This window comes from Tardiphaga sp. GW822-FHT04G09, from assembly GCF_058800725.1.
Genome location: NZ_JBXAMO010000002.1, coordinates 29,979 through 42,693, shown reverse-complemented (window position 1 = coordinate 42,693; position 12,715 = coordinate 29,979). Strand labels below are relative to the sequence as shown.

Genomic DNA, 12,715 nt, shown 5'->3' with positions numbered 1-12,715 from the left:
CCATGCAGGCAACGCTTTCCCTCGAACTCGGCTGCGTGACCGGCGCGCAGCGGGACGCAGCTGTGTCTATCGTCGGCAAGCATGTTGCCCCGATTCAACGAACGCCATAGTCATGGCTGAACAACGCTGCGCCTGAAGAACTGCCCGGAATCAGATGCTCCAAGACGATCTTAGCCTGCAGGACGATCCCGGCCTTGCCGCCATGGCGGACACGCTCGCCAGATCGAGCGACTATCGCGTTCTTCGTCGACTGATCCCGCGCACCGAGTTTGCGCCGGCCAATGGCCAGCCGACCCGCTCCGGTATCCTCCTCGATGTCGAGACCACGGGCCTCGATCAGGTGCGCGACGAAGTCATCGAGCTTGCGATGATCAAGTTCGACTATCTGCCGGACGGCAGCATCACGCGCGTCGCGGATGTCTTCACCGCGCTCAACGAACCGTCGCGGCCGATCCCGCCGGAGATCACCGAACTGACCGGCATTACGGATGAGACCGTTGCGGGACATCGCATCGATCCCGATGCCGTCGCCGCATTCGCCGACAACGCCGTCATCGTCATTGCGCATAATGCGAGTTTCGATCGCAAATTTGCCGAGCGCTACTGGCCCGTGTTCCAGCACAAGGCCTGGGGATGCTCCGCCACGGAAGTGGACTGGCGCAAACACGGCTTCGACGGATCGCGGCTGGGCTATCTGCTCGCCGGCGCCGGCTTCTTTCACCAGGCCCACCGGGCGATCGACGACTGCCACGCGCTGCTGGAGATTCTCGCTTACGAATTGCCCGACCTCGGCGAGCCGGCACTTGCCGTTCTGCTGGAGCGCGCCCGCAAGAAAACGATGCGGGTCTGGGCAGAGCAGTCGCCGTTCGATCTCAAGGACGAGTTGAAGCGGCGCGGCTATCGCTGGAGCGACGGCTCCGACGGCCGGCCGAAGTCCTGGTACATCGACGTCGAGGAAAGCAAGGAAGCGAGCGAAATCGAATTCCTGCGCAAGACGATCTACATGCGCGACGTCGAGCCTCGCGTGCAGGCGCTCAACGCGCTGAGCCGGTTTTCAGTGCGCGCCTGATCAAGCCGGCGGCCGTGCGCAGGATGGGGAGAGCGTCTTCGCGAAACCCGTCACCTTGTTGCGCACGACCGATGGGTTTCGCTTCGGCGCCATGCGCCTTCGCTCCACCCATCCTACAGGCCGCGCGCTTTTTCAGACCGGCTGCAGGCCGAGTGCCTGTGCCGCCTCGATCCAGACCGGCAATTCCTTCTGATACAGCGCATTGGTGTCCTTGAAGCCGAGCGCCGGTTCGAGCACGAAGGTCTTCAGCACTTCCTTCACCTTCGGATCGCCGTTGGCCGCGACGCAGATTTGCGCCAGGCGGTCGACGATCGGCTGCGGCGTCGCCTTGGGCACGGCCCAGCCGGTGAAGCCGCTCACGGTGAAGAACTTCGACGTCGCGCCCTGCTCGGGCAGCGTTTTCACATTCGGGATCGCATCGACCTTCTTCGAATGCACGGCAAAGACAACCCCGCGATCGCTCTGCAGCACAGTTTGCGCAGCCGTGTAGCTGCCCATCGCGAAATCGATCGAGCCTTCCGCCAGCCCCGTCCACATCGGCGCTTCGCCGCGATAATGAATCGGCTCGATCTTGAGCCCATACTGCTTGTTGAGCTCGTTGATCGTCATATGCGGCGCCGAGCCGACGCTATAGGTGCCGAAGTTCACCTTGTCGTTCTTGCGTGCGAAGGCGACGAAGTCCTCCAGCGTCTTGACGCCGGATTTCGGACTGGCGACCAGCAGCAAGCCGGCGCCGGGAATGACACTGACCAGCGTCAGGTCCTTGTCCATGTCGTAGCCGGGCGTCTTCAGCATCACCCGGTTCATCACATAGGTGGTCGAGATCGAGCAGAGAATCGTGTGACCATCGGGCTCGGCGCGCGCGACTTCCGCCGTGCCGATGGCGCCGGATGCGCCGGCCTTGTTTTCGATGACGACGGTCTGACCGACCTGCTTGGAGATGTATTCGCCGAAGGCCCGCGCCAGCAGATCGGTCTGCCCGCCGGCCGGATAGCTGCAGATCATGCGTATCTGCCGCGACGGCCACGCGGCTTGCGCCGAAGCCCCCCGCGCGACGAACGGCATGGCGGCGGCTGCAGTGCCGGCAGCCATGAAGTGACGACGATTGATGATCGCAGACATGTTTTCCTCCCTGGTTTTTTGAGACGGTAACTGATCGCCCCGCCATCCGCCACGACGATAGGCAGGACAGATTGGCGCATCGGAAAAGCAAATCGTTTTTAGCTCCGCGGGGCTGCACGTATCGGCACGCGGCATCTGGATCACAGCGCGTCGGTGCATTACTGTCCGCGCCAACTAAAAATGCCGGACCGTTCGGATCTGGCGCGCACGCATCACTTGAGGGACGAAACACTATGGCGCGAAATATTCTGATTCTCGGAGCTTCCTACGGCTCGTTGCTGGCCACGAAGCTGCTGATGGCCGGTCACAACGTGACTCTCGTCTGCCGCAAGAAGACCGCAGAACTCATCAACCGCGACGGCACCGAAGTGCGCATCAAGCTGCGCGACGAGCCGAACCACCGCGCCATCTTCTCACGCGACCTGCCGGGCAAGCTGGATGCGACCTCGCCGGATCAGGTCGACCTGTCGCGCTACGATCTGGTCGGCCTTGCGATGCAGGAGCCGCAATACACCAATCACACGATCCGCGTGCTGATGATCAAGATCGCCGCGGCAAAGCTGCCGTGTCTGTCGATCATGAACATGCCGCCGCTGCCCTATCTCAAGCGCATTCCGGGGCTGGCCGACATGAGCCTCGAAGAGGCCTATACCAATGCCCAGGTATGGGAGCGCTTCGAGCCGGGCCTGGTGACGCTGTGCTCGCCCGATCCGCAGGCCTTCCGGCCGCCGGAAGAAGCCGCGAATGTCCTTCACGTGGGCCTGCCGACGAATTTCAAGGCATCGGCCTTTGCCGATCCGGCTCACAACAAGCTGCTGCGCGAGCTCGAAGCCGACATCGACGCGGTGAAGCTCGACGGCCAGGACGTACCGGTGAAGCTGAAAGTATTCGACTCGCTGTTCGTGCCGCTGGCGAAGTGGTCGATGCTCCTGACCGGCAACTATCGCTGCATCACGCCGGAGGAGCCGCAGTCGATCCGCGATGCCGTTCACGGCGACCTGAAAGTGTCGCAGTCGATTTACGAGCATGTGGATGCCGTGGCGCGGCGTCTCGGCGCCGACCCGCAGGATCAGGTGCCCTTCGCCAAATACGCCAAGGCGGCAGAGAGCCTGCTCAAGCCGTCATCGGCAGCGCGCGCAGTCGCAGCCGGTGCCCCCTTCATCGAGCGAGTCGATCTGCTGGTGAAGCTGATTTCGCATCAGCTCGGCATGACCAATGCGAATATCGACCGCACGGTCGAGGTGGTCGATCAGAAGCTCAACGAGCGGCTGGAGTCCGGCGCAGGAATTTAGTGCGCTGGTCCGGCACTTTGTAACGAGACGGACATCGACTTCGCGGTTGGCATCAGCCGCGAAGCTGATGCCAAGGAGGTCATGCGCAGGTCAAGCGATGGCCATGATCTCGAGCTCCTGGGCACCCGTACCGACGACATCGCCGACAGCCTTGCCCATCAGCGACTTCGCCACCGGGGATACGAAGGAAATCGAACCGGCTTTGGGGTCCGCCTCGTCCTCGCCCACGATCCGATAGGTCTGCACCCGTCCGTCGCTGCGGCTGAAGGTCACCGTGCTCCCGAAGGCGACGGTATCCGTCGATGTCGGGGCCGGCATGAGCTGGGCCGCACGCAGGCGGGCCGCGAAATAGCGCATGTCCCGCAGGGGGATCGCCGCCTGACGCCGCCGCTCGTTCACGTCGTCGATCAGGTTTGCAGCATCATACGCCTCGCGCGCTGCCTGAAGCTGCGCCTCCAGCGCCTTCAAACCGGCCTCCGTCACCAGGTTGGGGTGAGGCGAAACAGGGCGATCGGGCAACTGGGTTTCCGCAGCCGTTTCGGCACTTTCTTCCTTGGTGAAGGCAACGCTCAATCTGAACTCCCTATCGGCGCATCGCGCCTTGACGGCATCAGGGGCGATTACCCCATCTGTTTGTCAAAACCATGCATAGCAGGGCGGCCGCGTAAACGCCCCCGCCTCCTTATTTGCTGCTTTGCGGCACCGACGGCGACAAGGCAGCCCTGTTCCAGCGGAGGGGGCAATCCGATTGTGTTTGCGATGTGAGGGAGTTATGCACGGGGCGCGCCAACCGGGGCGTCGGTCAGGATGCCGTAGCACCTGCGCAGCATCCAACCGATGCGCCCCGAACCGGATGCTCTGACTGATTGTCAAAGACGCATCCTGTATAGAGTCGATAAAAAGAGCTGCCGCTGGAAGGAACTCGCTGTGACCAAATCGCCCGTCGTGACCATTGACAATCACCCAGGCCGCTCCGCGCAGACCATCGGGATTGCGCGCGTGCTCGGCACCGATGAAACGCTCATCCATGAGCCGTCGGTGGGCGTGGTCGGCACCAAGGGCGACAGCCAGTGCTATATGGGCGTGATGTCCAAGGTGGACGCGATCCATGAGAGCCTGAAGCGCCGGATCGGCCGCGGTGAGGGCCAGCTGCCGCTGCGCCTTGTGCAGCCGGAATATACCATCGCCACCTCGGACGGCATCCGCAACGGCACGCGCGAGATGCGCTATTCGCTGATCGGCCGCGAGGTGACCAACGATGCGCTCTCCGAGCATCTGAGCGCCACCGGCCTTGCCGGTACGATTGCCGTCGTCGCCTGCGACAAGCCGCCGGTCGGTACGCTGGCTGCGCTGCTTGAGCATAACGAGCCGGCGATCATCATGTCGGACGGATCGATCCATCCGGGCGAGGATCCGAAGACCGGCGAGAAGCTGGACATCGTCAGCGCCTATCAGGTCGCCGGCAATCCGGACGCCGAATATCGCCATCACATCGCCTGCCACGCCTGCCCGGGCATCGGCAGCTGCGGCGGCGTCTTCACCTACAACACCATGCAGACCTTCATCGGCGTGGTCGGCATGCAGCCGCTGCACATGGTGGCGCCGCCGTCCGACGATCCGCGCCGCCTCAAGGAATTCCCGGAGCAGCTGGTCGAATATCTCGCGCAGATGATCGCCAAGGGCCTGAAGCCGCGCGACATCGTGAGCCGTGACTCGATCCGCAATGCCGTCATCGTCTCGATGGCGATCGGCGGTTCGACGAACGTCACGCTGCACGCGCCGGAGATCGCGCGCGCCGCCGGCTTCGCCGACTTCTGGAAAGACGTCATGACGCCGGCAGAGTTCAACTATCTGTCGCAATACATCGTGCCAGTGCTCACCGACGCCCGCCCCTATGGCAAATATTCGATGGTGGACATCGATGCCGTCGGCGGCGTGCAGGTGATCGTCCGCGAGCTGATGGAAGCCGGCCTGATCAATGGCGACGTCATGACCTGCACCGGCGAGACGCTGGCCCAGCAGATCAAGCGCCTCGAAACCAAGCCGGCTGACGGCAAGGTGGTCTACACGGTTGCCAAGCCCTACAAGCCGACCGGCGGCCTGCGCGTGCTCGGCGGCAACCTGTCGCCGGAATTCTCGGCGATCCTCAAGCTCGCCGGCGTCGAGGGCGGCCTCGAGGACAACCTGTTCCGCGGCACCGCGCGCGTGTTTGAGGGCGAGCGCGGCCTGCTCGCGGCGCTCGACAAGCACCCGGAGCGTTTCCAGAACCACGACATGGTCATCGTGCGCTACGACGGCCCGGTCGGCGCGCCCGGCATGCCAGAAATGCTCGATCCGACCTCGCGCATCACCACTTTGTGCCGCGAGCGAAATATCGTGGTGGGACTGATGACCGATGCGCGGTTCTCCGGCGGTTCAGTCGGCCTTGTCATCGGCCATGTCGGCCCCGAAGCCGCGCTGGGCGGCGCCATCGCGCTGATCGAGGATGGTGACGAGATCGTTGCCGATCTCAATGTCAACGAACTCAACTGCACGCAGCTCAAGGATCCCGCGGTCTACAAGCAGCGCAAGGCGGCGTGGGACAAGGTGGTCGCCGACAATGGCGGCATCCATCCGAATTGCGGCGACGCCGACACGCGCCTGTTGCATCGCGCGCGCACGAGCGCCGTGCCCGCCACCCGCGGCGCCGGCCTGCATCCGAACCGCGAGGTCTGGGTACGCTATCCCCGCGAAGCCACGCGCTCAGGATTTACGCCGAAGAACAAGCACCGGCCGGAAGCCAACAAGGCGTTCTAGACCTGCGGATTTGCGGTCAGGGCCGGGTTGCTGCGAGGCTCCCGGCCCGCTGATCCGCACTACCGTTTGCGCTTCCCGTGGTCGCCGAGCGATTTCTTTTCATCCTCCATCGGCTGTCCCAAGGCGGCTGGACGGATATCCGCCCCCTCTCCCGCTTCGAGCATCGCGAGCGCCTCCCGGTTATCGGCGGCGCGCGCATCATCGATATAGGCGACGAGCAACCGGTTGATGGCGATCGGATCAAGCAGCCTGAATTCGCTGGGTCTGATCCAGCCGTCGAAATAGCGGTCGATATAACCGATGCGGCTATCGCGTTCCTCCACCCAGTTCGGCCCGATCAGGCCCTGGGGGCGCAATTCCCAGTAGCAGGAAATGAGATGGCCGCCCTGGGCAGAGTGGCCAAGGATCCGCTGACCGTCGCGTGGCGCCTCACCCATCGGCCGAAGGAAGTGGCCGTATTCACGTAAAACCCGCTCAACCTGCATGCAACGCGATTCCATTCACGGAGGCGCCGACGGGCACCGCGCAAACATTTAACGGGTCGCGCGTTTTTTGTTTCCACTGTCAGATGGGGCGGCTTGTTGCCGGCGTTTGCATCGCGTTTTTGAGACATTCCGAACGTGGCGCGAGAAGCTGCAACCGACGCAGACGGGGCGCTGTGGTTCAGGTGATCACAATAATGCGATCTGGAGCAAAACCAAACTGCTGCGGGTTAGGCGAGCAGGTATTTTGGTCCGCTAACCCCCTGCAGATTAAGGCATCTTTCAGCTTTCATTAAGCCGTCGATAAGCATGTCGCCGCGCCAATCCGGATCGTGTCGGGTTGTCGATTGCTGTGGCGAATGGGTGACAGCATTTTACGCAAAAGCTGTCTAAGTCCACGCCATAGACGGAGCGAACGCGCTCTCGCTCTAAAATGGTTTTCTGGAGAAGAAAAATGAAGAACTTCCTGATGGGCACCGTTGCCCTCATCGCTCTGGGCGCTTCGGTTCCGGCAATGGCCGCTGACCTGGCCGCTCGTCCCTACACCAAGGCTCCGGCTTACGTCGCCGCCCCGATCTACAACTGGACCGGTTTCTACATCGGCGGTCACGTCGGCGGCGCTTTCGGTGGCAACAACGGCTTCGCCGGCGTTGCATCGAACAACAACGATGGCGTGTTCATGGGCGGTGTGCAGGGTGGTTACGACTACCAGTTCGCCCCTAACTGGGTGTTCGGTATCGAAGCCAACTACAGCTGGACCGGCAACAGCTCGAACAACGTTGTTCTCGGCACGACCGGCTACACCTACAACAGCAACCTGAAGGGCCTCGGCTCGGTCACCGGCCGCGTCGGCTACACCTGGGGTCCGGCTCTGCTGTACGTCAAGGGCGGCTACGGCTTCGCCGACCTGAACCAGTCGCTGGTTGGCGTTCCCGCCATCGGCGTCAACACCAGCAAGGACGGCTACACCGTTGGCGCCGGCCTCGAATACCTGTTCACCCAGAACTGGTCGGGCAAGGTCGAGTACCAGTACTACGACTTCGGCAAGACCACCTTCTCGGCAGCTCCGCTGGTTGCCTTCGGTTCGTCCCGCAACGACGAGCACACCGTCAAGGCCGGCCTGAACTACCGCTTCAACTGGGGTGGCCCGGTCGTCGCGAAGTACTGAGCTTCGCGCCTGATTTCAGGCTCTTAACTACGGAAAGGCCGGCGGAAACGCCGGCCTTTTTCGTTTTACCCCTCGGTAACCTCATAAGCGCTGCGACAGCCAGGGGTTGCCGATTTACCCGAATATTAACTCGGTACCAGCATACTCTCCGCGCGATCCGCCACCAGGACGGTGGACGCGGGGGGAATCAATGGCACTGACGTCATTCATCGGAAAATTTGGACGATTTCGTTTCTCGCGGCTCCGTTGGGGCATCCGCGGCAACCTGTTCGCCGCCTTTGCGGTTATCGCAGGCATGGCGATCCTCATCAGTGCAGGCGCCGGCATGATTCTCGGTCAGCTCGGCGGCATGATGACGGACCTGAACGGCCGGGCCATTCCGAAACTGACCGCCAGCCTTGAACTCGCCACTGCCAGCGAAAGCCTCGCCAGCCAGGGCCCGATGCTACTCGCCTCCTCCACCGCCGACATTCTGAAAGAGCGCACGCAGCGCATGCGCGACACCCACAAGGTGGCGACGGAGAAGCTCGAAGCCATCACCCGGCTCGGCGCCGACAAGGCGGTGGTCACCGCGCTCGGCGAGAGCGTGAAGAATATCGAGGACACGATCCGCAGTCTGGGCGCCGCGACGCAGGAAAAGATCGACGCCGCCGTCCAGCACGAGAAGCTCTACAACGCCATCCGCGCCGCCGCGGATAACTTTGTCAGGAAGGCCGCCCCGGCGATTACCGACGCACAGGGCGGCATGGACGCCACCCTGCGTGCCGTCGTGTTTTCCGCCGAGGATGCCGGCGAAGCCTCCCGCATCATCGTGCAGATCGGCAGCGTGGTCGCCGACACCAACCTGATCTCCTCCGACCTGATGGCCGCCTTGTCCGCCGGTACCGGTGACGCGCTCTCCCCCATCGAGGAGGGTTTCAAGACAGCGCAGGAACGCGTGCAGGGAAATCTCATCGCCCTCGACGGCGCCATCAGCAGCATCCCGGATCTGCGCAAGGCCGCCGAACAGCTACTCGCTTTGGGCAACGGCAAGAACAGCGTCTTCAAGGTGCGCCAGAAAGAGATAGACACTGTCGAATACGGCGAACTCATCCTCGACGAGACGCGCAAGCTCAATCTCGGCCTCGGTATGAGTGTCAAGCAACTGGTCGACAAGGTGCGCAGCGAAACCGACGCCGCCACGACGCAGGCACAGACGACAATCACGCTGGCCACGCAGGTGATGCTCGGCCTCGGCGCGCTGACGCTGATCGGATCGGCACTGTTCGTCTGGCTCTATGTCGGCCGCAGCATTCTGCGCCGCCTCGCGCAATTGCAGCGCGCGATGCAGCGGCTGTCCAGCGGCGATCTCGACACCGAGATCGCCCGCAGCCGCCAGCAGGATGAAATCGCGGCGATGGCGGGCACGCTCGAAGTGTTCCGCGACAGCATGATCAACGCGCGCACGCTCAGCGCGGAGCAGGATCAGGACCGCATCGCCAAGGGCGAACGCACCTCGCGCATCGAAGCCCGCATCGTCGACTTCGAGAGCAAGGTCCGCACCGCTTTGGAGAAGCTGCAGACCTCGGCCGATTCCATGCAATCGACCGCGCAGAGCATGTCGGCCTCCGCCGATCGCTCCAGCGTACTGGTCAGCGCCGTGGCGTCAGCCGCGGAGGAAACCTCGGTGAACGTCCAGACGGTGTCGGCCGGGACCGAACAGCTGTCGTCGTCGATCAACGAGATCAGCCGCCAGGTCGTCACATCTGCTGAAATTGCCGCAAAGGCCGTCAGCGAGGCCGGCGAAACCGACGCAACGATGCAGGGCCTGGCCGATAATGCTAACCGCATCAGCGTGGTGATCGACCTGATCCAGACCATTGCCTCGCAGACCAACCTTCTGGCGCTCAATGCGACCATCGAGGCTGCACGCGCCGGCGATGCTGGCCGTGGCTTCGCCGTGGTGGCATCGGAAGTGAAGAGCCTTGCCGATCAGACGGCAAAGGCCACCGACGAGATTCGCACGCAGATCGTCTCGATGCAGCAGGTCACCTCCACCGCCGTCGGTGCGATCCGCAACATCGGGCAGACCATCGCCGAGATCAACAATGTGAGCGCTGCCATCGCCACGGCCGTCGAACAACAGGGTGCGGCGACGCGCGAGATCGCGCGCAACATCCAGCACGCTGCCGGCGGCACCAGCGAAGTGTCGAGCAACATCATCGGCGTCAGCGATGCATCGACGCAGGCCGGCACGGCTGCCAACGACGTGCTCGGCGCCTCGGGTGAACTGCGCCGCGAGGCCGACGTTCTTCGCGGTGAAATCGACGAATTCCTGTCGAGCATCCGCGCGGCCTAAGGCGACAATCCAGCGCATGGCTGCACCCGGCCAGCGTTATTGCTCCGACCCTTAAAATCATGGACTGCTCTCACAGCAGCCCATGATCGGCGGCTGCGCAGGCTATAAGGATTGCGTGAATGCCCCCATCAACCAATGCATGGACGTCGACCGAACTGCGCCACGACTGGCAGCGTCATGAAGCCCAGGCCCTGTATGATTTGCCGTTTGCGGACCTGATTTTCCAGGCGCAGAGCATCCACCGCAGCAATTTCGATCCGAATCACGTCGAAACCGCGAGCCTGCTCAGCATCAAGACCGGCGGCTGCGCGGAAGACTGCGGTTACTGCTCGCAGAGCGCCCACTACAACACCGACGTCAAGGCGACCAAGCTGATGGATCGCGACGCCGTGGTCGCCACGGCGCAGCGCGCCAAGGATGCCGGTGCGAGCCGTTTCTGCATGGCCGCAGCCTGGCGCAATCCCAAGGACAAGGATCTCGACCACGTCTGCGACATGGTCAGCGCGGTGAAGGATCTCGGCCTCGAGACCTGCGCGACGCTGGGCATGCTCACGGAAGATCAGGCCAAACGCCTGCAGGACGCCGGTCTCGATTTCTACAATCACAATGTCGACACCTCGCCGGAATTCTACGGCAAGATCATCACCACGCGCACGATGGAAGATCGCATCGAGACATTGGCGCGGGCGCGCCATGCCGGCCTCAAGACCTGTTGCGGCGGTATCATTGGCATGGGCGAGCAGGTCGAGGATCGTCTGGGTATGTTGATGCTGCTGGCGAACCTGCCGCATCATCCGGACAGCGTGCCGATCAATATGTGGAACGAGGTGAAGGGCGTGCCGGTCAACGACACTGCCGAGCGCCCGGATCCGATCGCGCTGGTCCGCATGATTGCCGTGGCGCGTATCATGATGCCGAAGAGCGTGGTGCGGCTTTCCGCCGGACGGCAATATATGACCGACGAACTGCAGGCGCTGTGCTTTGTCGCCGGTGCCAATTCGATCTTCATCGGCGACGTGCTGCTGACCACGAAGAACCCGCAGACCGACCGTGACGCCAACCTGCTGGACCGGCTCGGCATGACGTCGCGGCTCGACGAGGTGAGCGGAAAGAACACGCCAGCTCTGCCAAATACCGCTTCGGCTCAGGCCGATATGCGCGCCAGCGCATAAACCCATGCCCTGCGCCAGCCGAATTTGTGCTGGCGCAGGGGTCCTTGGCCCGCTAAGCCGGATGAAAAGGACATTGTGACAGAACCGATGCATTCGAAAACAGACGCCAGCACAAAGCCAGCCCAAGCCTTTTCAGGTACGGACCTCCGCTATCCCTGGGAGAACCATCCCGGGACCGATCAGGTGGTCGAAATCGCCCCGGGCGTTCTCTGGATCCGGCTCGACCTGCCATTCCGCCTCAACCACGTGAACATCTATCTGCTCGCCGACGGCGACGGCTGGGCCATGGTGGATACCGGCATCGGCAATGACGCGACCATCGCTGCATGGACGAAGCTGTTCGAAGGTCCGCTGAAAGGCAAACCGATCAGCAAGGTGATCGTCACCCACGCGCATCCCGATCATGTCGGCCAGGCCGGCTGGATGGTGCAGCGGTTCGACTGCCCCTTCTATATGTCGCAGGTCGAATATCTGCAGGGCGTCTATCACCAGAACCGCCGCACCGAAGAGCGCGTCGTCAATATGCGGCAGTTCTTCCATCGCCACGGCATGGATGCAGATATCACCGAGCAATTGCTCGGCCGCGGCCAGGAGTATCTGAAAAAGACGGTGCCGTTGCCGGCCGCCTATCGCCGGCTGTCCGATGGCGACGATCTCGTGATCGGCACGCGCACCTTCCGTGTACTCACCGGCGCCGGCCATTCACCGGATCAGGTGATGCTGTATTGCGAAGCCGAGAAGCTGTTCCTGTCAGCCGATCAGGTGCTGAGCAAGATCTCGCCGAATGTCAGCGTCTGGGCGCATGAGCCCGACGAAAATTCACTCGGCTCCTATCTGCGCTCGCTGAAGCGTCTCGCCGATACGCTGCCCGACGATGTGCTTGTGCTCCCCGGCCACGGCGTGCCGTTTCACGGCCTCAAGATCCGCATCAAGCAACTCGCAGACCATCACGAAGAGCGCTGCCAGATGATCGCCGCCGCGTGCAAGGACACCGGCAAGACATCAGCCCAACTGGTGCCGGTGGTGTTTCACAAGCACAAGCTGGACGCCCATCAGACCGGATTTGCCGCCGGCGAATTGATCGCCCACGTCAATCACATGCTGGCGCAGAAGCGGCTCACCTCGACACTGGGCGCCGACGGCATGCTGCGGTTCAAATCGACGTAACTGCAGCGCAGCAAAATTCGTGAATGCCCTCAGGCTCTTGATGCACATCAAAAGCCACGGCAGGTGGTCAAATTGACCAATTGCGCCTCGACAGCCAAGCTGGAAAAGC

At 62.7% G+C, this 12,715-nt stretch carries 10 protein-coding genes; 7 read left to right on the top strand and 3 right to left on the bottom strand.

The window, feature by feature from the left end; translation table 11 throughout:
* Window positions 1-154 precede the first annotated feature (154 nt).
* Window positions 155-1,069, top strand: coding sequence for a 3'-5' exonuclease (locus tag AC1RLZ_RS03955; protein WP_493187563.1), 915 nt, complete (start codon window positions 155-157; stop codon window positions 1,067-1,069).
* 132 nt (window positions 1,070-1,201) lie between these two features.
* Here the strand turns inward: AC1RLZ_RS03955 and AC1RLZ_RS03950 are convergent, their stop codons facing one another.
* A complete protein-coding gene (locus AC1RLZ_RS03950) occupies window positions 1,202-2,191 on the bottom strand; it encodes a Bug family tripartite tricarboxylate transporter substrate binding protein (protein WP_493187562.1) in 990 nt (329 codons plus the stop codon).
* Between the two features lie 233 nt (window positions 2,192-2,424).
* Between AC1RLZ_RS03950 and AC1RLZ_RS03945 the strand changes: the two genes are divergently transcribed.
* Window positions 2,425-3,483 (top strand): ketopantoate reductase family protein, encoded by a 1,059-nt coding sequence (locus tag AC1RLZ_RS03945; protein WP_371420293.1) that lies wholly within the window; start codon window positions 2,425-2,427, stop codon window positions 3,481-3,483.
* 90 nt (window positions 3,484-3,573) lie between these two features.
* On the opposite strand, the gene greA is transcribed toward AC1RLZ_RS03945, so the two are convergent.
* Window positions 3,574-4,056, bottom strand: coding sequence for a transcription elongation factor GreA (greA, locus tag AC1RLZ_RS03940; RefSeq protein WP_493187561.1), 483 nt, complete (start codon window positions 4,054-4,056; stop codon window positions 3,574-3,576).
* 354 nt (window positions 4,057-4,410) lie between these two features.
* On the opposite strand from greA, the gene AC1RLZ_RS03935 reads away from it, so the two are divergent.
* Window positions 4,411-6,279: a dihydroxy-acid dehydratase domain-containing protein gene (locus AC1RLZ_RS03935; RefSeq protein WP_493187560.1), complete on the top strand. Its 1,869-nt coding sequence runs from the start codon at window positions 4,411-4,413 to the stop codon at window positions 6,277-6,279.
* Window positions 6,280-6,338: 59 nt separating this feature from the next.
* On the opposite strand, the gene AC1RLZ_RS03930 is transcribed toward AC1RLZ_RS03935, so the two are convergent.
* On the bottom strand, window positions 6,339-6,764 hold the full coding sequence (locus tag AC1RLZ_RS03930; protein ID WP_493187559.1) for a hypothetical protein: 426 nt from the start codon (window positions 6,762-6,764) through the stop codon (window positions 6,339-6,341).
* Window positions 6,765-7,215: 451 nt separating this feature from the next.
* Between AC1RLZ_RS03930 and AC1RLZ_RS03925 the strand changes: the two genes are divergently transcribed.
* The 4 genes from AC1RLZ_RS03925 (at window position 7,216) to AC1RLZ_RS03910 (ending at window position 12,606) form a co-directional block, all read left to right on the top strand.
* Entirely contained in the window at window positions 7,216-7,929 is a 714-nt protein-coding gene (locus tag AC1RLZ_RS03925) for an outer membrane protein (RefSeq protein WP_493187558.1), read from the top strand.
* A 190-nt stretch (window positions 7,930-8,119) separates the two neighbouring features.
* Window positions 8,120-10,267: a methyl-accepting chemotaxis protein gene (locus tag AC1RLZ_RS03920; protein ID WP_493187557.1), complete on the top strand. Its 2,148-nt coding sequence runs from the start codon at window positions 8,120-8,122 to the stop codon at window positions 10,265-10,267.
* A gap of 119 nt (window positions 10,268-10,386) precedes the next feature.
* A complete protein-coding gene (bioB, locus tag AC1RLZ_RS03915; RefSeq protein ID WP_493187556.1) occupies window positions 10,387-11,439 on the top strand; it encodes a biotin synthase BioB in 1,053 nt (350 codons plus the stop codon).
* An 87-nt stretch (window positions 11,440-11,526) separates the two neighbouring features.
* Window positions 11,527-12,606 carry an MBL fold metallo-hydrolase gene (locus AC1RLZ_RS03910; RefSeq protein WP_493187555.1) on the top strand — a complete coding sequence of 360 codons (1,080 nt, stop codon included), beginning with the start codon at window positions 11,527-11,529 and terminating at the stop codon, window positions 12,604-12,606.
* Window positions 12,607-12,715 lie beyond the last annotated feature (109 nt).